19 protein-coding genes and 1 riboswitch are annotated in these 20,070 nt (G+C 75.1%); of the genes, 10 read left to right on the forward strand and 9 right to left on the reverse strand.

What is annotated here, in order from left to right; genetic code table 11:
- Nucleotide 1 precedes the first annotated feature (1 nt).
- Entirely contained in the window at nucleotides 2-2,440 is a 2,439-nt protein-coding gene (locus CUT44_RS07510) for a transglutaminase TgpA family protein (protein ID WP_100201371.1), read from the forward strand.
- Nucleotides 2,441-2,603: 163 nt separating this feature from the next.
- On the opposite strand, the gene CUT44_RS07515 is transcribed toward CUT44_RS07510, so the two are convergent.
- From CUT44_RS07515 to CUT44_RS33880, 3 genes are all read right to left on the reverse strand, one after another.
- Nucleotides 2,604-2,999 (reverse strand): DUF3040 domain-containing protein, encoded by a 396-nt coding sequence (locus tag CUT44_RS07515; protein WP_100201372.1) that lies wholly within the window; start codon nucleotides 2,997-2,999, stop codon nucleotides 2,604-2,606.
- 291 nt (nucleotides 3,000-3,290) lie between these two features.
- Nucleotides 3,291-4,058 carry a methyltransferase gene (locus CUT44_RS07520; RefSeq protein ID WP_100201373.1) on the reverse strand — a complete coding sequence of 256 codons (768 nt, stop codon included), beginning with the start codon at nucleotides 4,056-4,058 and terminating at the stop codon, nucleotides 3,291-3,293.
- Between the two features lie 108 nt (nucleotides 4,059-4,166).
- Complete coding sequence (locus CUT44_RS33880; protein ID WP_158239574.1) at nucleotides 4,167-4,691, reverse strand: SAV_6107 family HEPN domain-containing protein; 525 nt, start codon at nucleotides 4,689-4,691, stop codon at nucleotides 4,167-4,169.
- 516 nt (nucleotides 4,692-5,207) lie between these two features.
- Here CUT44_RS33880 and CUT44_RS07530 point away from each other — a divergent pair.
- The gene (locus CUT44_RS07530) at nucleotides 5,208-6,731 is read left to right on the forward strand and encodes a phytoene desaturase family protein (RefSeq protein ID WP_199185641.1); all 1,524 of its coding nucleotides are present in this window, start codon (nucleotides 5,208-5,210) and stop codon (nucleotides 6,729-6,731) included.
- Between the two features lie 46 nt (nucleotides 6,732-6,777).
- Here CUT44_RS07530 and CUT44_RS07535 read toward each other — a convergent pair whose 3' ends face one another.
- The 5 genes from CUT44_RS07535 to CUT44_RS07555 all read right to left on the reverse strand — a co-directional run bounded on the left by CUT44_RS07535 (nucleotide 6,778) and on the right by CUT44_RS07555 (nucleotide 11,364).
- Complete coding sequence (locus tag CUT44_RS07535) at nucleotides 6,778-7,815, reverse strand: hypothetical protein (protein WP_199185642.1); 1,038 nt, start codon at nucleotides 7,813-7,815, stop codon at nucleotides 6,778-6,780.
- A 30-nt stretch (nucleotides 7,816-7,845) separates the two neighbouring features.
- Nucleotides 7,846-8,766 carry a methylenetetrahydrofolate reductase [NAD(P)H] gene (gene metF, locus CUT44_RS07540; protein WP_100201375.1) on the reverse strand — a complete coding sequence of 307 codons (921 nt, stop codon included), beginning with the start codon at nucleotides 8,764-8,766 and terminating at the stop codon, nucleotides 7,846-7,848.
- 110 nt (nucleotides 8,767-8,876) lie between these two features.
- A complete protein-coding gene (gene thiE / locus CUT44_RS07545; protein ID WP_100201376.1) occupies nucleotides 8,877-9,596 on the reverse strand; it encodes a thiamine phosphate synthase in 720 nt (239 codons plus the stop codon).
- Between the two features lie 124 nt (nucleotides 9,597-9,720).
- Nucleotides 9,721-10,119, reverse strand: coding sequence for an Rv2175c family DNA-binding protein (locus CUT44_RS07550; protein ID WP_100201445.1), 399 nt, complete (start codon nucleotides 10,117-10,119; stop codon nucleotides 9,721-9,723).
- 33 nt (nucleotides 10,120-10,152) lie between these two features.
- Nucleotides 10,153-11,364, reverse strand: a complete 1,212-nt coding sequence (locus CUT44_RS07555) for an NAD(P)/FAD-dependent oxidoreductase (RefSeq protein ID WP_233221296.1) — start codon at nucleotides 11,362-11,364, stop codon at nucleotides 10,153-10,155.
- 230 nt (nucleotides 11,365-11,594) lie between these two features.
- Nucleotides 11,595-11,707, forward strand: a riboswitch (TPP riboswitch).
- Here CUT44_RS07555 and thiO point away from each other — a divergent pair.
- The 7 genes from thiO (at nucleotide 11,702) to CUT44_RS07590 (ending at nucleotide 18,684) form a co-directional block, all read left to right on the forward strand.
- Complete coding sequence (thiO, locus tag CUT44_RS07560) at nucleotides 11,702-12,907, forward strand: glycine oxidase ThiO (protein ID WP_100201377.1); 1,206 nt, start codon at nucleotides 11,702-11,704, stop codon at nucleotides 12,905-12,907. Its footprint overlaps the riboswitch before it by 6 nt.
- Nucleotides 12,904-13,116 (forward strand): sulfur carrier protein ThiS, encoded by a 213-nt coding sequence (gene thiS, locus CUT44_RS07565; RefSeq protein ID WP_100201378.1) that lies wholly within the window; start codon nucleotides 12,904-12,906, stop codon nucleotides 13,114-13,116. The genes thiO and thiS overlap by 4 nt, the downstream gene beginning before the upstream one ends.
- A 6-nt stretch (nucleotides 13,117-13,122) precedes the next feature.
- Nucleotides 13,123-13,920 (forward strand): thiazole synthase, encoded by a 798-nt coding sequence (locus CUT44_RS07570; RefSeq protein WP_100201379.1) that lies wholly within the window; start codon nucleotides 13,123-13,125, stop codon nucleotides 13,918-13,920.
- Between the two features lie 142 nt (nucleotides 13,921-14,062).
- Nucleotides 14,063-15,988 (forward strand): Stk1 family PASTA domain-containing Ser/Thr kinase, encoded by a 1,926-nt coding sequence (gene pknB / locus CUT44_RS07575; protein ID WP_100201380.1) that lies wholly within the window; start codon nucleotides 14,063-14,065, stop codon nucleotides 15,986-15,988.
- 309 nt (nucleotides 15,989-16,297) lie between these two features.
- Nucleotides 16,298-17,005 carry a transglycosylase SLT domain-containing protein gene (locus CUT44_RS07580; protein ID WP_100201381.1) on the forward strand — a complete coding sequence of 236 codons (708 nt, stop codon included), beginning with the start codon at nucleotides 16,298-16,300 and terminating at the stop codon, nucleotides 17,003-17,005.
- Nucleotides 17,006-17,072: 67 nt separating this feature from the next.
- The gene (locus tag CUT44_RS07585) at nucleotides 17,073-18,014 is read left to right on the forward strand and encodes a deoxyribonuclease IV (RefSeq protein WP_100201382.1); all 942 of its coding nucleotides are present in this window, start codon (nucleotides 17,073-17,075) and stop codon (nucleotides 18,012-18,014) included.
- A gap of 76 nt (nucleotides 18,015-18,090) precedes the next feature.
- The gene (locus CUT44_RS07590; protein WP_100201383.1) at nucleotides 18,091-18,684 is read left to right on the forward strand and encodes a DUF4396 domain-containing protein; all 594 of its coding nucleotides are present in this window, start codon (nucleotides 18,091-18,093) and stop codon (nucleotides 18,682-18,684) included.
- Nucleotides 18,685-18,730: 46 nt separating this feature from the next.
- Here CUT44_RS07590 and CUT44_RS07595 read toward each other — a convergent pair whose 3' ends face one another.
- The gene (locus tag CUT44_RS07595) at nucleotides 18,731-19,372 is read right to left on the reverse strand and encodes a sulfite oxidase-like oxidoreductase (RefSeq protein ID WP_100201384.1); all 642 of its coding nucleotides are present in this window, start codon (nucleotides 19,370-19,372) and stop codon (nucleotides 18,731-18,733) included.
- Nucleotides 19,373-19,524: 152 nt separating this feature from the next.
- Here CUT44_RS07595 and bfr point away from each other — a divergent pair, with 152 nt between their 5' ends.
- Nucleotides 19,525-20,034, forward strand: a complete 510-nt coding sequence (gene bfr, locus CUT44_RS07600; protein ID WP_100201385.1) for a bacterioferritin — start codon at nucleotides 19,525-19,527, stop codon at nucleotides 20,032-20,034.
- Nucleotides 20,035-20,070: the final 36 nt, after the last annotated feature.

Below are 20,070 nucleotides of genomic sequence, written 5' to 3' on the forward strand. Positions count from 1 at the left end.
GATGAGCGGACAGGCACGGCTGGCGCTGTGCGCCTGGGTGGCCACACTGGCCTCGGCATGCGCCCTGCTGCCGCTGGTCGGCCCGGTGGGCTGGCTGGCGCAGGCAGCCCTGCTGCTGGGCATCCAGACGGCGGTGGGCGCGGCGGCCCGGCGCAGGCCGCTCCCCGGCGGGGCGGTGGTGGGGATCCAGGCACTGGTGACGCTGCTGCTGCTCACCCTCGTCTTCGTCCGGCGGGAGGCCCTGTTCGGGGTGGTGCCGGGCCCCGACGCCTTCGAGGCGTTCGGCGCGCTGCTGACGCAGGGCACCGCGGATGTCAGCCGGTTCTCGATCCCGGCCCCGGTCACCGACGGCATCCGGCTGATGCTGGTCGGCGGGGTGGTCGTCATCGGCCTGCTGGTCGACGCGCTGGCCGTGACGTACCGCAGCGCGGCCCCGGCCGGACTGCCGCTGCTGGCCCTGTACTCCGTGGCGGCCGGGCTGGCTCCCCGGGAGGGGGTGCGCTGGCTGTGGTTCCTCTGCGCGGCCTCCGGCTACCTGCTGCTGCTCCTCGCGGAGGGCCGGGACCGGCTGTCCCAGTGGGGCCGGGTGTTCGGCGGCCGAGGCGGCGGCCGGGACGGCACGGACCGGCCCGCGGGCATCGGCGCGGAGCCGGGAGGCTGGCGGGCGGACGACTCCGCCGTGGCGCCGCTGCGCACCGGGCGGCGGATCGGCGCGGTCGCCCTGGGTGTCGCCCTGGTCGCCCCGGCCGCGCTGCCGTCGCTGAGCGGCGGGCTGCTGGAGACCGCCCGCGGCGGGCGGGGACCGGGCGGCGGCACGGTCTCGGCGGTCAATCCGCTGGTCGCGCTGGAGAACAGCCTGCAGCAGCCGGAGAACCGCACCGTGCTGACCTACCGGACCGACGCCGAGAGCACCTCGGACATGTATCTGCGGATCGTGGCGCTGGACGAGTTCGACGGCGCCGCGTGGCGGCCGTCGGAGCGGCGGATCACCGAGCTGCCGCAGTTCCTCCCCCCGGTGCCCGGGCTGTCCGGGGACGTCCGCACCGACGAGGTCACCACCATCGTCCGGGCCGCCGACTGGTACGCGCAGAGCTGGCTTCCCATGCCGTACCCGGCCGACGAGGTGCGCATCGGCGGCCGGTGGCGCTTCGAGCCGGAGGGCCGCACCGTGGTGGGCGACCGCGGCCAGACCACCCGGGGGGCGCGGTACCAGGTGACCAGTCTGGTGGTGCAGCCGACCGCGCGGCAGCTCGCCGAGGCGCCCGAGCCCTCGGCGGCGTTGCGCGCGGAGTACACCGAGGTGCCGGGCTCGCTGCCGCCGGTGGTCGCCGAGACGGCACGGAGGGTCACCCGGGGGGCCCCGAACGACTACGCGGCGGCGGTCATGCTCCAGGACTGGTTCGCCGCCCGGGGCGGCTTCCGCTACAGCACCGAGGTGGAGGCCGGCACCGGCAGTCAGGCCATCGCCCGCTTCCTGGAGGACCGGGAGGGCTTCTGCGTCCACTTCGCCTTCTCCATGGCCGCGATGGCGCGCACCCTGGACATCCCGGCCCGGGTCGCGGTGGGCTTCACGCCGGGCCAGCCGGACGGTGAGGGCGGGATGACCGTGGGGCTGCAGGACGCGCACGCCTGGCCCGAGCTGTACTTCGAGGGCGTGGGCTGGACCCGTTTCGAGCCCACCCCGAGCCGCGGGAACGTCCCGGAGTACACCCGGCCCGATCTGCCCCCCGTCGACCGGCCGAGCGTTCCGGCGCCGCTGCCCGAGGACGAGGCCGAGCCGCTTCCCCTCCCGTCGCGGAGCGCGGAGTGCCCCGTGGACGTGCGGGCCCAGGGGGCCTGCGACCCGGCGGCCCCCGCCGGGGACGACGGCTCCTCCGGCGGTTCCCTCGCGGACTCGCTGCTGCGTCTGGGGACGCCGGTGCTGACGGCGGCGGGGCTGCTGGCGCTGCTGGCGGGCCTGGTGGCACTGCCGGGACTGTGGCGGCGCCGGGTCCGGTCCCGGCGCATGGGCGGCGGCCCCGACCCCGGGACCCGGACGCTCGCCGCCTGGCGGGAGACGGTCGACTCCGCCTGGGACCACGGCATCCTCCCCCAGGAGTCCGCCACGCCGCGGATGACCGCGGCGCGCATCGTACGGCTGGGCAGGCTGGAGGGCGAGGCGGCCGAGGCGGCACACCGGCTGGCCACGGCGGTGGAGCGGGCGCTGTACGCCCCCGAGCCGCGGTCGGCGGAAGGGCTGGCCGAGGAGGTGCGGCGGGTGCGGGACGGGCTCCGGGAGGCCGCCGGGCGCCGGGCGCGGCTGCGGGCCCGGCTGCTGCCGCGGTCGGCCGTACGCATGGTGTGGGCGGTCTCGGATCGCTGGTCGGCGGTGGCCGAACGGTACGGCGGGGCACTGCGGAGGACGGTCGCACGGCTGCGGCCGTCACGGCAGCGGGCCTGACCCGCCGGTTTCCGGGGGTGCCCGCGGGCACCCCCGGAAACCGGCGGGGGACCGGATGTGACGGGTGAGGGGCCCTCCACTGTGTGGAGGGCCCCTCACCCGTCACATCCGGTCCGTCACCGTCCGCCGGTGGCCGGCACGGCTCGATCCCTGCCGCCGTCCCTCACTGCTGCTCGTCGCGGCGGCGCTGCCAGCGCTCCTCGATACGGTTCATCATCGAGCGGCGCGGCCGTCCCTGCCTGCGGGAATGCGCCGGCCGGCCCGCCTCCTGGTGCTGCTCACCGGGCTTGGGCGCCTTACGCCAGCCGGTCACCGCGAGAACGGCGCAGCCGAGCATGACGAGGAAGCCCAGCACGCTGACGACGACCTGCTGCGCGACCATCCCCGCCATGAGGAGCGCGACGCCCACCAGAAAGCCCGCGACCGCCTGGTAGACCCGTCGCCGGGTGTACGTGCGCAGCTCGCTTCCCTCGAGCGCTGTCGCGAACTTGGGGTCTTCGGCGTACAGCGCTCGCTCCATCTGCTCGAGCATCCGCTGCTCGTGCTCAGAGAGCGGCACGGAGTCCTCCTACTCGTCGGTCGCGGGGGCGACCGGATGCGACCCTTCAAGGATAGGCAGGGATCCGCCCCCGTGAAACCCGCCCCTCTACACCAGTTCGTGCCACCGGGACCGAGATGCCGGAAGGCGGTGGTGGACTCATTCCCCCGCCGCCGGGCCGTCATGCCGGGAAGGTGTCCCTCGATCATACGGCGGGAAGCGGCCGTTCGGGTCGTCTGTGGCCTACCGCACGCACTCCGGAAGGGCCTCCCGCCGTGCGCGCGGTGTGCGGCCGCCTCCTTTGGACTCCGGTCAGCCCGCCGCCGGGCCGGAGCCGGTACGCGCCAGCACATGGAGGTGCGCCGCCACGGACCGGAAGGCGGGCAGTTCGGCCACGGCCTCCTCCAGCCGGGCCAGGGCCCGGGCCGCGCCCGGGTCGGTGTCCACCAGGGCGCCCGGCACCAGATCGGTGAAGACCCGCACCCCGTGAACCGCGCCGACCTCCAGTCCGTTGGCGGTGACCAGGGCGGTGAGCTGCTCGGGGGTGAAACGCCGGGGCACCGGGTCGCCGCCGCCCCACCGCCCGTCGGGATCGGTGAGCGCCCGGTGGGCCTCGGCGAAGTGCCCCGCCAGGGCACGGGCGAGCACCATGCCGCCCAGTCCCGCGGCGAGCACGCTCAGGGTGCCGCCCTCCGGCCGCAGCGCGGCCGCCGCGTTGCGCAGTCCTTCCGCCGGGTCGTCCACGTACTCCAGGACCCCGTGGCACAGCACCATGTCGTAGCCGCCGCGCTCGGCCACGTCGAACAGCCCGTGCGCGTCGCCCTGCACCCCGCGCACCCGGTCGGGTACGCCCGCCTCCGTCGCGCGCCGCTCCAGTGCGAACAGCGCGTCCGGGCTCGGGTCCACCACGGTGACCCGGTGGCCGAGCCGGGCCACGGGGACGGCGAAGTTCCCGGTGCCGCCGCCGGTGTCCAGGATGTCCAGGACATCCCTTCCCGCGGCCTTGGCCCGGTCGTCGAGCGCCTCCCGCAGCACTTCCCAGACGACGGCGGTGCGCAGGGACGTATGGGGGCGAGACATGGCGGACGCTCCTCGGCGGCTGCGGGACGCTGGCCGGCCCAGCCTATTGCGTCACCGCGGCCGGAGCCGCCCGGCCCGCCCCGTTGCCCCCCACTGCCCCGGCGGCATTCAGCCCGCGCGCAGCTCCGGGTCCTCCCGGCCCCGCAGCCCTGCCCGGCCGGACCGTCCCGCCGACTCCTCCTGGGCGATCCTGGAGTGCGGCAGCGCGGGCTGCTGCACCAGCATCTGCTCGACGATCCGCAGGAACATCCCGGCGTCGCGCATCAGCTCCTCGGCGTCCCGGCTGCTGGCCGCGCCCGCGATACCCGCCTCGGCCCGGGCCCGCTTCGGCGCCCCGGCGGCGAACAGCCGGCTCCACTCCTCCAGCTCGGGCGCCACCTCGGGCAGGACCTCCCAGGCGCTGCGTATGCGTTTTCTGGCGCGGGCGGTGGACTCCGGCCGGCCGCGCACCGCGAGCACCGCGGCGGCGGTGCGCAGGGCGGCGAGGTGCGCGGCGGCGTACCGGTCGTTGGAGTGCTCCAGCTCCGCGGCCTCGTCGAGGCCGTGCTGTGCCTGGGCGAGCAGGTCGAGTGCGGCCGGCGGGGCCGCGGCCCGGCGCAGCACGGGGTGGACATCCTTCGGGGGCCCGTTCATGGCGAACCTCCTGTCGTCGTCTGACTGTGCACGCGTGTGCTGGTCACGATGGGAACATCGTTGCGCATGCCACTGACAATCGACTCTGACCTGGGCAGACGTCCCTTCACAGGGCTTTGCCCGAACCCGGGGCGTTACCCTGACGTACCGTCCCGGCGCGCCGGGACGCCGGGGCGCGAGAGGCACCGGGATGCGAGAGGCACCGGGGCGCACGGGAGGCACGGGACCGCCGCGGCGCGGACCGGAACGGCGGAAGCGGGCGGCCCGGCCTGTAGGCCGTGCCGCCCGCTTCCGTCCCCCGTGGTTCCCCGAGCGTTCCCCCACGGACGGCCACGCCCCGTTCCGCCGCCCCGTGCCGGCGGTGCGGTGCGGTAGTGCCCGTCGTCTCCGACTCTGCCGTCCACGCCGTCCGAAGCCCATCCGCACAGCTACTCAGAACCGTACTCAGGCGCTTCCACTCCCTTCTGCGTACGGCGCCCCGAAGCTGTTACCGCCACCCGACTAGAGTCCCTCCCCATGGCACGGACTGTGGTGATCGGCGCCGGTATGGGCGCCATGGCGGCCGCCGCCCGGCTGGCCGCGGCGGGCCACCGGGTGACGGTGTGCGAGCGGTCGGACACCTACGGCGGCGCGGTACGGCGCCACGAGCGGGACGGGTTCGGTTTCGACACCGGCCCGGGGCTGCTCCACCTGCCCGCCGTCTGGCGCGACCTGTTCGTCAAGACCGGCCGGGAGCCGCTGGAGGAGTGCGTCGGGCTGGAACGGGTGGAGCCGGCCGTGCGGCACGTCCTGGCCGACGGCACCGGCGTCGTCCTGCCGGGCGGCTCCCGCGCGCGGGTGACCGGCGCCCTGGACACCGCGTTCGGCGCGGGCACGGGTGAGCGGTGGAGCGAGCTGCTGGTCCGGGCCCGCCAGGTGTGGGAGACCACCCGCCGCCCGCTGCTGGAGGAACCGCTGACCGCCGCGGCCGACCGGGCGGCGCTGGGCCGCGACCCGTATCCGGCGCGGCGGTACGGGCCGCTGCGCCGCCGCGCCACCACCTTCGGCCGGGCGGTCCGCGCCGAACTGCGCGATCCGCGGCCGGCCGCGCTGCTGGAGAGCTGTGTGCTCGGCTGGGGCCTCGACCCGCGCACGGCACCGGCGAGCGCCGTCGTCCTGCCGTACCTGGAGCAGACCTTCGGCACCTGGTACGTCGCCGGCGGGCTGCGCGCGCTGGCGGACGCGGTCCACGAGCGGTGCCTGGCGCGCGGGGTGGAGTTCCGCTTCGGCACCGGCGTCTCCCGGATCACGGTGGCCGACGGCCGGGCCGCCGGGGTGGAGCTGGCCGACGGGACCGGGATGGCGGCCGACACCGTGGTCTGCGGCACCGGCTCCCGGTCGCTGTACGAGGCCCCGGACGCCCCCGGGGACCCGCAGGACGGCGGGAACCGCGGGCCCGGCTCCGCCCCGGGACGGCTGACGGTGCTCCTCGCGCTGCGCGGCGCCCGGCCCGCCGGCACCGCACACCGCACCGTGGTGCACCTGTCCGCCCCCGGGAAGGCGGTGCGGACCGTCACCGTGCTGCGGCCCGGCGATCCGGCACTGGTGCCCGACGGCGGACACGAGTCGGCGGTGCTGTCGGTGACCGTGCCCCCGCACCGGGCCGGGGCGGCCCCGCCCGGTGCCGTGCTGACGGCCCCGGAGTGGCCGGGGGCGGTGGACTGGACGGCGCCGGGAGCGGCCGAACGCCTCGCCGACGAGGCACTGGCCGCCGTGGACGCCGCCGGGGAGGCCCTGGGCGGGCGGCTGCTGTGGCGGGAGGTGCGCACCCCGGCCGACACCGAGCGGGAGACCGGGGCACCGGGCGGCGCGGTGCCCGCCCCCGCGCTGGCCGGGGCGGACGGCGCCTTCCTGCGGACGGCCAACCGGGCACCGCTGCCCGGGCTGTACCGGGCGGGGGGCTGGGCGCATCCCGGGGGCGGGCTGGCGCACGCCGGGATGTCGGGGGCGCTGGTGGCCGGGCTGGTGGTCAAGGGGGACGGCTGGCGCGGCTCGCGGTGAGAACGCCCGCCCTCGCGGTGTGCCGCGGGCGGACGCCCGCGGCGGGTCACCAGCGGGACTGGTCGCCGTAGTAGTAGCCGGCGCCGGAGGAGGTGTCGTATCCGGCCTCCCCGTTGGGCCCCTGGCCGTACTGGTCCCCGTAGCCGTCACCCGTGCCGTACCCGTACTGGCCGCCGTAGCCGTCCTGCCCGGGCTGGGGCTGGGGCTGGGGCTCGGTGTCGCGCTGCTGCGGCACCCACACCTCGCCGGACGGGACGTCGGACGGGTTCTGGCCGTACGGCTGCTGCGGTGCGCCGGCGTACGGGTCGGCGCCGTAGCCGGCTCCGTAGCCGCCGGTGCCGTAGCCGCCGGTGTCGTAGCCGCCCGAGTAGTCGGGGTAGGGGGCGTATCCCTGCGCGGCCTGGGAGGAGTCCGCCGCGGTCGCGTACAGGTCGTCGTAGGCGGGCTGCCCGGGCATCCCGGTGCCGTCGCCGTACGAGCCGGGGTATCCGGAGTCGCCGGCCGCGGCGTACTGCCCGTCCTGCCCGCCACCGGTGCCGTACCCGCCGTAGCCGTACTGGCCGCCGTAGCCGTCCTGCCCGCCACCGGTGCCGTCCGCCGTGCCGTACTCGGCGTACCGCTCGCCGGGTTCCTGCTCGCCGGGCTGCGGCTCCCGCGCGTAGACGCCGTACTGGCCGGTGTCGTCGGGCAGCGGCTCCGGCCGGTAGGCGGACTGCTCCCCGGCCCCCTCCGCGGTCTCCTCCACGCGCAGGTCGGTGACCTCCAGCTGCGGTCCGGCCTCCTCCGGGGGCATGGGCCGCACCTCCCGGCGGCTGCCGACTCCCGGCAGACCGCCGATCGCCCAGCCCGCGGTGAAGCCGCGCCGGTAGGAGAGCGTGACGAAGGTCTGACCGACCGCGAAGGCGGCTGCGCCCAGTGCGATCAGGGGAAGCGAGGGCGCCAGCTCCACACCGACGACCACCATGGCGAACCCGCCGAAGGCCAGCAGCCGCCAGCGCAGCCGCGCCTTGTACTGCAGCAGCACCTCGGCCAGCAGCCACACCGCGACAGCACCGAACGCGATGTGGAGGAGCGTCCACCCCATGTGCGTCCTCCCCACCCGTGTCCGTTTTTCCTACCGGCCCCGCTGGTGCAGGCCCAGGTTCTCGTAGATCTCCAGTGTCGCCGTGGAGCGGTTGAGGGTGATGAAGTGGAGTCCGGGGACGCCTTCCGACATCAGCCTCGCGCACAGTTCCGTGGCGTACTCGATTCCCAACGAGCGTACAGCGGCCGGATCGTGCTCGAACGCCAGGATGCGTTCGGCCAGTTCCGGCGGGAAGGGCGCGTCGCTGAGCTGGGCGAACCGCTCGATCTGCCGCACGTTCGTGACGGGCATGATCTCCGGGATGACGGGAGTGGCACAACCGGCGGCGGCTACCCGGTCGCGCAACCGCAGGTAGTCCTCGGCGTGGAAGAACATCTGGGTGATGGCGTAGTCGGCACCGGCCCGGCACTTCTCGACGAAGTACCGGGTGTCGCTCTCGACGTCGGTGGAGCGCGGGTGCATCCCGGTGAAGGCCGCGACGCCGACGCAGAAGTCACCCGACTCCTTGATGAGCCGGACGAGGTCGGCGGCGTACATGACGCCCTGGGGGTGGGGGATCCACTCGCCCGTCGGGTCGCCGGGCGGGTCGCCGCGCACCGCGAACATGTTGCGGATGCCGGCGTCCGCGTACTGGCCGATGACGTTGCGCAGCTCGGCCACCGAGTGGTCCACCGCGGTGAGGTGCGCGACCGGGGTGAGGGTGGTCTCGGTGGCGATCCGCTCGGTGGCCCGTACGGTGCCTTCCCGGGAGGAGCCCCCGGCGCCGTAGGTCACCGACACGAAGGTCGGGGAGACCGCCTCGACACGGCGGACCGCGTCCCACAGGACCCGCTCGCCCTTCTCCGTCTTGGGCGCGTAGAACTCGAAGGAGTACGAGCGTTCGCCGGAGGCGAGCAGCTCGCGGACGGTGCGTGCGCGATCCGTCCGGGTGGAGGGGGTACCGAGAGACATACCCGCAGGCTAACGGGCGGTTCCGGCCGACACCGCACGGCCGGATGCTTTCGCCCCGTTTGTCCGCCCGCTGCCCACCCGCTGTCCGGCAGGTGGACGGCGAGCGGTCCTCAGGCCCGCCGCAGCCGCTCCGCCAGCCGTGCCGCCGCCGCTCCCGGGTCGTCCGCCTCGGTGATCGCGCGGACCACCACCACCCGCCGTGCCCCCGCCGCCAGCACCTCGTCGAGGTTCCCGGCGTCGATCCCGCCGATGGCGAACCAGGGCCGGGACGGCCGCCGCGCCGCCGCGTACCGCACCAGCGGCAGCCCGGGGGCCGGCCGGCCCGGCTTGGTGGGGGTGGGCCAGCAGGGACCGGTGCAGAAGTAGTCCACACCCGGCTCGGCGAGCGCGGTGTCCACCTCGGCCCCGGTGTGGGTGGAGCGGCCGATCAGGACGCCGTCGCCCAGGATCGCGCGGGCCGCCGCCACCGGCAGGTCCCCCTGCCCCAGGTGCAGCACGTCCGGGCCGGCGGTACGGGCCGCGCGGGCCGCGTGGAGGACGTCCGCCCGGTCGTTGACCGCGAGCAGCTTCCCGTGTCGGCGGCAGGCCTCGGCGAACACCTCCAGGTGCGCCAGCTCCTCGGCCGCCTCCAGGGTCTTGTCGCGCAACTGCACGATGTCCACCCCCGAGGAGAGCACCGCGTCCAGGAAGGCGGGCAGATCACCGCGGTCGGTGCGGGCGTCGGTGCACAGGTACAGCCGGGCGTCGCCGAGCCGCTCGCGTGCGGTCCCGGCCTCCGGCGTGTTCGTGGTCGCGGTGGTCGCGGCGGTGTCAGCGGTCTCAGGGGCCATCGCGGGCCCTCCCCCCGGGGCGGGGTGTGCGGGTGGTGGCGCCCGGCCGGGCGCCACCACCCGCACACCGGTGGATCGGTCGTGCGGTTCTCGGCGGACCGGTGCCCCGGTCCGGCCGGGTCGGTCAGACGGCGAGCGCCTGGGCGCGCCGCTTCACCTCGGTCCCGCGGTTCTCGCGCAGTGCCTGCGCCGGGGTGCCGGGCAGGGTGTCATCGGGTGTGAACAGCCACTCCAACATCTCCTCGTCACTGAAGCCGTCGTCCTTGAGCAGGGTGATGGTCCCGGTCAGCCCCTTCACGATCCGTCCCTCGCCGATGAAGTCGGCGGGAACCTGGAGCACCCTGTTTCCGGTGTTCTCGCCGTTTCCGCGGTTCTCGCGGTTCTCGCGGCGCACCGCGATCAGCTGCCCCTCCTTGATGAGCTGCCGTACGCGGGTCACCTCCACACCCAGCTTCTCCGCGACATCGGGGAGGGTGAGCCAGGCCGGGACGAGAGCATCGGTCTTCGCGTCAATCTCGTTCACGGGCACAAGCCTGCCATCCGGGACCGACAGCCACTAGCGCACGGCGCTCTTCAGGGGTACGGCCGGGTCGGAGGCCCGGGCCGGGTCCAGCACCGCGGCGCGCTCGATCAGCCTGCGGCCCTGGGCGACGTCCCGGGGCCGCCCCACCGCCAGCAGCGCCCGCAGCACACCGCCGCGCAGCCAGCACACCGACCAGGCGGGGCCGTCCGGGTCGCCGCGCCACAGCGGTTCGTCGCCCTCGCCGTGGTGACCCGCGTACTGGACGAAGCGGCCGAACTGCTCGGACCAGAAGTACGGCACCGGGTCGTACGGCGGGGTCTCGGCCTCGCCCGCGGTCAGCAGCGAGGCGACCGTCCGCGGTCCGACGAGCGCGTTGTCCCAGTGGTGCACCAGCAGCCGCCGACCGTACCGGGCCGAGGGGAAGGAGGCGCAGTCCCCGACCGCGTACACACCGGGGACGGAGGAGCGCAGCCGGTCGTCGGCGAGCACCGCGCCGAAGGCGTCCAGGGCCACGCCCGAACCCGCCAGCCAGCCGGTGGCCGGGCGCGCGCCGATCCCGGCCACCACGGCCCGGGCGGGCAGCGCGGAGCCGTCGGACAGCTCCGCCTCGTACGGCTGCGTGCCGCCGGGCCGTACTCCGGTGACCGTGCGTCCGGTGAGCAGCACGGCGCCGGCCTCCTCGTACCAGCGGCGCAGCCGGCCGGCGACCTCGGGCGGCAGCACCCCGGCCAGCGGGTGGCCGGCGGCCTCGACCACCGTCACCGGGCAGCCCGCCTCGCGGGCGGCGGTGGCGAACTCCGCACCGATCCAGCCCGCCCCGACGACCACCAGCGGCTGCCGGGCGGCGAGCACCGGACGCAGCCGCTCGGCGTCGTCGAGGGTGCGCAGCAGGTGCGCCCCGGCGCCGCCGCCGGGCAGCGGGACCGGCTCGGCGCCGGTGGCGAGGACGAGGTGGTCGTACGGCAGCGGCCCGGCGTCGGTGTCCAGTTCCCGGTCCGCGGGGCGCACCCCGGTGGCCCTCCGCCCCAGGAGCAGTTCCACACCGAGCGCGTCGAAGTCGACGTCGAAGGCGATGTCGAAGGTGGTGCCGGAACCGGTTCCCGCGGCGGCCCCGGCCCCGCCGGTCAGCACCGCCTTGGACAGCGGCGGCCGGTCGTACGGCCGGTGGGGCTCGGCGCCGAGCAGGGTGACCGTCCCGGGCCAGTCCCGCTCGCGCAGCTGTACGGCGGTCTGCACCCCGGCCATCCCGGCCCCGGCGATCAGGACCCGCTGCCCGCTCTGCTCGGTTCGCGCGCTCACGCACTCACTGTAGGAGGTCGGCGCAGGAGGTCGGCGCGGACCGGTGCGGAACCGCCCGGTGCGGCTGAAGGGCGGTCCGGGGTCCGGACCGCCCTTCAGCCGCACCGGGGCCCGCAGTAGGGTGGCGGCAGTCCGGGGAACGCCAGACGGCCCGGACCGCGGCAGTGGACAGCAGCGGAACGACTCGCGGGAGCCCGGCGCACCGGGCTGAGAGGGAGGCTTGTGCGGCCTCCGACCGTACGAACCTGATCCGGGTCATGCCGGCGAAGGGAGGGGCGCGCCCATGCGCGTAGTGATCATCGGCGGCGGCGTCATCGGGCTGGTCACGGCCTGGCGCACCGCACAGCGGGGAGCGCGCGTCACGGTCGTCGACCCGGCGCCGGGCGGCGGGGCGGCCCGGGTCGCGGCCGGGATGCTGGCCGCCGTCACCGAACTGCACTACGGCGAGGAGGCACTGCTCGCCCTCAACCTGGCCTCCGCGCGCCGCTACCCCGAGTTCACCGCCGAGCTCTCGGCGGCCTCCGGACAGGAGACCGGCTACCGCACCTGCGGCACCCTCGCGGTCGCCCTGGACGCCGACGACCGCGCCCACCTGCGGGAGCTGCACGCACTGCACCGGCGCTGCGGGCTGGACTCGGCCTGGCTGACCGGCCGGGAGTGCCGGAGACTGGAGCCGATGCTCGCCCCGGGGGTGCGCGGCGGGCTCCGGGTGGACGGTGACCACCAGGTCGATCCCCGGCGGCTGGCGGCCGCACTGCTGACCGCCTGCGAGCGGGCCGGAGTGGACTTCGTCCGGCAGCGGGCCGGCCGGCTGACGGTGACCGGCGACCAGGCGGCCGGGGTGGCCCTGGAGGACGGCACCGAGGTGGCGGCCGACCGGGTCGTACTGGCGGCGGGCAGCGAGAGCGGGCGGCTGGCGGGCGTGCCCCGGGAGGTGCTGCCGCCGGTGCGCCCGGTCAAGGGACAGATCCTGCGGCTGCGCGTCCCGCCGGTGTACGCGCCGTTCCTCTCCCGCACCGTGCGGGCCCTGGTCCGCGGCGGCCATGTCTACCTGGTGCCGCGGGCGGACGGCGAGCTGGTCCTGGGCGCCACCAGCGAGGAGCAGGGCTGGGACACCACGGTGACCGCGGGCGGCGTCTACGAGCTGCTGCGCGACGCGCACGAACTGGTGCCCGGCATCACCGAACTGCCGCTGGTGGAGACCCTGGCGGGGCTGCGCCCCGGCTCCCCCGACAACGCGCCGCTGCTCGGCCCGACCGCACTGCCCGGCCTGTACCTGGCCACCGGCCACCACCGCAACGGGGTGCTGCTGGCCCCGGTCACCGGCGACGCCCTGGCCCGGGTGCTGACCGACGGCGGGCTCCCCGGGGAGATCCGTCCGTTCAGCCCCCGGCGCTTCGACCGCGCGGCCCGGGAGGACACCGCCGGAGAGAGCGCGGCACCGCGGGGGGCGGCACGGGAGAACACGGCCCAAAGGAGTCACGCGTGAACGCACCGGTCACCATCCGCCTCAACGGGGAGCCCCGGCAGATCACGGGCGGCCTCACCCTCGACCGGCTCGTGGCCGGTCTCACCGCCGCGACCACGGGGGTGGCCGCGGCGGTCAACGAGACCGTCGTACCGCGCGGGCAGTGGCCCGCCACCGAACTCGGCGACGGCGACCGCGTCGAGGTCCTCACCGCAGTCCAGGGAGGCTGAATTCCCATGGCCGACGACACGTTCACCATCGGCGGCACCGCCTTCGCCTCCCGGCTGATCATGGGTACGGGCGGCGCGCCCAGCCTGGACGTCCTGGAGCGGGCGCTGCTGGCCTCCGGTACCGAGCTGACCACCGTCGCGATGCGGCGGGTGGACCCCTCGGTCTCCGGCTCGGTGCTGTCGGTGCTGGAGCGGCACGGCATCCGGGTACTGCCCAACACCGCCGGCTGCTTCACCGCCGGGGAAGCCGTGCTCACCGCCCGGCTGGCCCGCGAGGCGCTGGGCACCGACTGGGTCAAGCTGGAGGTCGTCGCCGACGAGCGCACCCTGCTGCCCGACCCGGTGGAACTGCTGGAGGCCGCCGAGACACTGGTGGACGACGGTTTCACCGTCCTGCCGTACACCAACGACGACCCCGTCCTGGCCCGGAAGCTGGAGGACGTGGGCTGCGCGGCGATCATGCCGCTGGGTTCGCCGATCGGCTCGGGCCTGGGTATCCGCAATCCGCACAACTTCCAGTTGATCACCGAGCGGGCGTCGGTACCGGTCGTCCTCGACGCGGGCGCGGGCACCGCCTCGGACGTGGCGCTCGCCATGGAACTGGGCTGCGCGGCGGTGATGCTGGCCTCCGCGGTCACCCGGGCCCAGGAGCCGGTGCTGATGGCCGAGGCCATGCGGCACGCGGTGGAGGCGGGGCGACTGGCGTACCGGGCGGGCCGCATCCCGCGCCGCCACTTCGCCCTGGCGTCCTCGCCTGCGGAGGGAACGGCCGACCTCGACCCGGAGCGCCCGGCGTTCCGGTAGGGGCCGTCCGGGCGGGACGCGGCGCGTGCCCGGGCGCGCGGATCGCGCCCGGGCGGCGGTTTCGTCACCGTTCCGCTGCACTCCGGGGCACCCGCCGCGGACCCGGGCGCCGGTGCCGGGGCGGGCTCGTAGACTCTGCGGCGTGGACACCACCCTTCAGGACCCGCTGCTCGGGCAGCTGCTCGACGGCCGGTACCGCGTGGAAGCGCGGATCGCCGTCGGCGGCATGGCCACGGTCTACCGGGCCCTGGACACCCGGCTGGACCGGGTGCTCGCCCTGAAGGTGATGCACCCCTCCCTCGCGGTGGACGGCTCGTTCGTCGAGCGGTTCATCCGGGAGGCCAAGTCGGCCGCCCGGCTGGCCCACCCCAATGTGGTGGGGGTCTTCGACCAGGGTGCGGACGGCGGCTACGTGTACCTGGCGATGGAGTACGTCGAGGGCTGCACACTGCGCGATCTGCTGCGCGAGCGCGGGGCGCTCCAGCCGCGCGCCGCCCTGGACATCCTCCAGGCGGTGCTCGCGGCGCTGGGCGCCGCCCATCTGGACCGGCTGGTGCACCGCGACATGAAGCCGGAGAACGTCCTGATCGGGGACGACGGACGGGTCAAGGTCGCCGACTTCGGGTTGGTGCGGGCGGTGGGCCAGCAGACCTCCGCCTCCACCGGCTCGCTGCTGGGCACCGTCTCCTATCTGGCCCCCGAGCAGATCGAGCACGGCACCGCCGACGCCCGGGCGGACGTCTACGCCTGCGGCGTGATGCTGTACGAGATGCTGACCGGCGCCAAGCCGCACTCCGGCGACACCCCGGCCCAGGTGCTCCACCAGCATCTGAACGAGGACGTCCCGGCCCCGTCCGCGGCCGTGCCCGGCCTGGCCGGCGCACTCGACGCCCTGGTCGCCCGTACCGCCGCCCGCGATCCGCGGCGGCGCCCGGCCGACGCCGTGGAACTGCTCGCCGAGGTCGGCGCGGTGCGGCAGGCACTGACCGACGGGCAGCTCGACCTCCTGCCCCCGGCCGCCGTCGGCGGGGGCGCCGGGGCCGGAGCGGTCGGCCCCGAGGACAGCACCGCCGTCCTGTCCCGCCGCGTACCGCGGGACGCGGCGGGAGCGGACGACTCCCTGAACCGCACCAGTGTGCTGCCCGTGCCGCCCGTACCCCCGGCCGGACCGGCCGCCCGCACGGGCCGGCGGATGCCGCGCCGCTCGGTGCAGGCGGTGGTCGTCGCCGTCCTGCTGGTCCTCGGCGCGGGTCTGGGGGTGTGGTACATCAACTCCGGCCAGTTCACCCGGACCCCCGGGGTGCTCTCCATGACCGAGTCCGAGGCGAAGCGGGCCGTCGAGGAGGCCGGCCTGGACTGGAAGGTGGCCCGGGAGCACAGCGAGACCGTGCCGAAGGGCCGGGTGGTCTCGACCGACCCCGGCCGCGGCGAGCGCATCCGCAGCAACGGCACGGTGACCCTCACCGTCTCCCGGGGTCCGGAGCGGGTCGAGGTCCCCGGGGTGAAGGACGCCTCCCTGGCCGACGCGCGCCGCCGGATCAAGGCTGCCGGGCTGGAGCCGGGCATGGTGACCAGGGAGTTCTCCGGTGACGTGGAGCGGGGCTCGGTGATCCGCACGGAGCCGGCCGCGGGCACCGGGCGGCGGCCCGGCGCGGCCGTGGCACTGGTGGTGTCCAAGGGCGAGCGGATCGAGGTGCCCGGTGTCGTCGGGGAGGACGAGGGCACCGCGCGGCAGCGGCTGACCGAGGCCGGTCTGAAGGCCGAGGTGGCTCCGGAGCGGGTGTTCTCCGAGGAGGAGGAGGGCAGCGTCGCCCGGCAGTCCCCCGCACAGGGCTCGGTCGCCGCCGAGGACGACACCGTCACGCTGACCGTCTCCAAGGGTCCGGAGCTGGTGGAGGTCCCCGGTGTGGAGGGCCTGGACGAGAGCGAGGCCCGGCAGGCCCTCGAGGACGCGGGCTTCGAGGTGAGGGTCCGCAAGGTCTTCATCACCGGCACCGTCTTCGACCAGTCCGTGGACGGCGGCGAGCGGGCCCCGCGCGGTTCGGAGATCACCATCTGGGTGCGCTGACCCGGACACGTACGGTGATCCGGGGCGCCTGCGCTGTGAGACGCCCCATAGGACCCGGATCACTTACTAACCCCCGTAGTGGGCGCGTACGGCCGCCGAGGCGGCCGTATGCACCGCCCGGGGCGCCCTGAGAGCCGGAGGAACCCGGCGGCTACGAAACGGGTTAGTATTTCCGCTCTTTGTCCGGATAAGTTCCGAGTGCTGACAATGCAACGGTCGCGGCGTCGGGAGCAGGACCCGGCGCGCCCCCACCGGCACCGGCCGGTCCGGCTGTGCGGCTCCAGCGATCGGAAGAGGTTCTCCTCCCCCATGACCGTTGCCAGCGTTCTCGGCCGGCTCCGCGCGGCCGGCACCCACCGGCTCTCGGCCGCCGGCGTGGCCACCGCCACCGGCGCCGCCACTGTGGCCCTGGTCCTCGCTCCGGGCCCGGAACCGTCCCAGGCCGCCCAGGCCGCCCCCGCCGCGGGCGCCCCCGTCGAACTGACCGCCCCGGCCACCGGCGCCGACCCCCTCCAGCAGGGTGCCCTCGCGGAGCGGTCGGCGGCCGCCTATCAGGAGGCGCAGGCCGAAGCCCTGGAGGACCTGGAGGAGGAGCGGAAACCCGCGGCCCGCGAGGGTACCGGGACGGACGGGCGCGCCACCGCGCGGCAGCCCGCCACCCGCTCCGCCGACCGCCCGGTGCGGGCCGCCTCCTACCCGGACAACCTCGACGGCTGGATCCGCGAGGCCCTGGCCGTCATGGAGCGCGAGGGCATTCCCGGCAGCTACGCGGGGATCCACCGCAACATCATGCGCGAGTCCAGCGGCGACCCGCGGGCGATCAACAACTGGGACATCAACGCCCGGAACGGCATCCCCTCCAAGGGCCTGCTCCAGGTGATCCCGCCCACCTTCGCGGCGTACCACGTCGAGGGCACCTCCTGGGACATCTACGACCCGGTGGCGAACATCACCGCGGCCTGCAACTACGCGGCCGACCGGTACGGCTCGATGGACAACGTCCACTCGGCCTACTGACCGGCCGGGTATCCGGGCACCCGGGCCGACGGGCCGTTCCCGCCGCGGGCCTGGCACCCTTCGGTGTGTGAGCAGCGCACCGTCCCCCTCCGTCCGGAACCCCTCCGCCCCGTCCTCCTCCCGGGGCTCCGCCCCCGCGGCCCGCCGCGCCCGCAACCCCGTGGGCAGCCATGTCGCGGTGTCCGGCGGGCTCGCCGCCAAGGGGCTGGCCCACGCCCGCGAGATCGGCGCGGAGGCCGTGCAGGTCTTCGTCGCCAATCCGCGCGGCTGGGCCACTCCGGCCGGCGACCCCCGGCAGGACGAGGCGTTCCGCACGGCCTGCGCGGACGAGGGCATCCCGGCCTACGTCCACGCCCCCTACCTGATCAACTTCGGCTCGCACAGCGAGGCCACGGCCGACCTGTCCGTGACCTCGCTGCGGCACTCGCTGCGCCGTGCCCGGCGGATCGGCGCCCTGGGGGTGGTGGTCCACACCGGCTCGGCCACCGGCGGACGCGACCGCGCCACCGCGCTGGCCCAGGTCCGGGAGCGGCTGCTGCCGCTGCTGGCGGAGCTGGACACCTCCGGCACCTCCGAGGACCCCTGGCTGCTGCTGGAGCCGACCGCCGGCCAGGGCGCCTCGCTGTGCGCCCTGGCCGAGGACCTGGGGCCGTACGTCGACGCCCTGGAGCGCCATCCCCGGCTCGGCGTCTGCCTGGACACCTGCCACGCCTTCGCCGCCGGGCACGACACGGCCGCCGGGGGAGGGATGAAGGCGCTGCTGGACGAGGTGACGGCGGTGGTGGGCGAGGGACGGCTGCGGCTGATCCACGCCAACGACTCCAAGGACGTCGCCGGTGCGCGCCGGGACCGCCACGCGAACATCGGCGCGGGGCACATCGGGGCGGAGCCGTTCCGGGAACTGTTCCGCCATCCGGCGACCGAGGGGGTGCCCCTGGTCATCGAGACGCCGGGCGGCAAGGAGGGGCATACGGCGGACGTGGCACGGCTGAAGGAGCTCAGAGGCTGACTCCATACCCCCGTGGGGTATATGCTCGGCACTGCGCGGCGGACAGCCGTCCTTCCCGTCACGGAGGTGTCATTCCATGTCGTCGCAGTCGTACCGCTCCCGCGAAGGGCATCACGGCCACACCGGTCACGCGGAGCACACCGGTCACCCGCGGCACCACTCCGGACACGCGGACCACACGAGCCACCCGGATTCCACGGGCCGGGCGGACCACGGAGAGCACACCGTCCCCGGCGCCGCCTCCTGGGCGACGGCGGCCAGGGCCACCCTGCACTGCCTCACCGGCTGCGCTTTCGGCGAGGTGCTGGGCATGGTCATCGGCACCGCCCTCGGCTGGCACACCGTGCCCACCATGGCCCTCGCCATCGTCCTGGCGTTCCTCTTCGGCTACAGCTTCACGCTCCGGGCCGTCCTGCGGGCCGGCGTCGGCCTCCGCAACGCCGTCCGGGTCGCCCTCGCCGCCGACACCGTCTCGATCACCGTGATGGAACTGGTCGACAACGGGGTCATCGCCCTGACGCCGGGCGCGCTGGACGCCCATCTCTCGGACTGGCTGTTCTGGGGCGCGCTCGCCTTCGCCTTCGCCGTCGCCTTCGTGGTGACGACCCCGGTCAACCGCTGGCTGATCGGCCGCGGCAGGGGGCACGCGGTGGTGCACCGGTACCACTGAGCGGCCCCGGGCGCACCGCCCGGAGGGCCGGACGGCGGGCACCTGGTCATGGCTCGGGGCCGTCGCCCGGCTCCTCCTGGTACGAGTAGCGCTGCTCCCGCCAGGGGTCACCGAGGTTGTGGTAGCCCCGCTCCTCCCAGAAGCCCCGGCGGTCGGCGGTCATGTACTCCACTCCCCGCACCCACTTGGGCCCCTTCCAGGCGTACAGCTGCGGCACGACCAGCCGCACCGGGAAGCCGTGCTCGGCGGTGAGCGGCTCGCCGGCCCGGTGGGTGGCGAACACCGTGCGGTCGGCGGCGAAGTCCGCCAGCCGCAGGTTGGCGCTGTACCCGTACTCGGCCCACACCATCACATGCGTGACCTCCTCGGCGGGCGGCACCAGCTCGAGGACCGTACGGGCCCGCACCCCGCCCCACTCCACGCCCAGCATGCTGAACCGGGTGACGCAGTGCAGGTCCCCGACCACGGTCTCGTGGGGCAGCGCCGAGAACTCCTCGTGGCTCCAGTGCCGCGTCCCGCCGTCGGCGGTGACCCCGAAGACGCGGAACTCCCAGCGCTCGGGCCGGAACCTGGGCACCGGGCCGTAGTGGGTCACCGGCCAGCCACGCTGGAGCCGCTGTCCCGGCGGAAGCTGCGGAAGCTGCGGATGCTCCCCTTCGCGGCTTTCCGGCTGAACCATGCCCCCCATGGTGACAGACCCCGAAAGGCACCGATGACCGCCCCGCCCCGGGGAACCTCCCTTCCGGCATAAATCCGGCAAGGCATCACTTACTGGACTGACGTGTACGGACGGTGCGAGGATGCGCGCATCGGCAACCCCCACGCGGAAGGGACCCCGGCATGCAGGGCGACCCCGAGGTCATCGAGTTCCTCAACGAGCAGCTCACCGCCGAGCTGACGGCGATCAACCAGTACTTCCTGCACGCGAAGCTGCAGGAGAGCAACGGGTGGACGAGGCTCGCGAAGTACACGCGGGAGGAGTCCTTCGACGAGATGCGGCACGCGGAGCGCCTGACCGACCGCATCATCTTCCTGGAGGCGCTCCCCAACTACCAGCGGCTCTTCCACGTCCGGGTGGGCCAGACCGTCACCGAGATGCTCCAGGCGGACCGCCAGATCGAGGTCGAGGCGATCGACCGGCTGCGGCGCGGCATCGAGGTGATGCGGACCAAGGGGGACGTCACCTCGGCCAACGTCTTCGAGTACATCCTCGCCGACGAGGAGCACCACATCGACTACCTCGACACCCAGCTGGAGCTGATCGAGAAGCTCGGCGAGCCGCTGTACCTCGCGCAGCAGATCGAGCAGCCCGACTCGGCGGGCTCGGACTCGGACTCGGGCAAGTACTGACCCGTCCCCGGGGCGGTCCCGGCGGGGCGGACGGTC

The organism is Streptomyces carminius, from assembly GCF_002794255.1.
Classification (GTDB): domain Bacteria; phylum Actinomycetota; class Actinomycetes; order Streptomycetales; family Streptomycetaceae; genus Streptomyces; species Streptomyces carminius.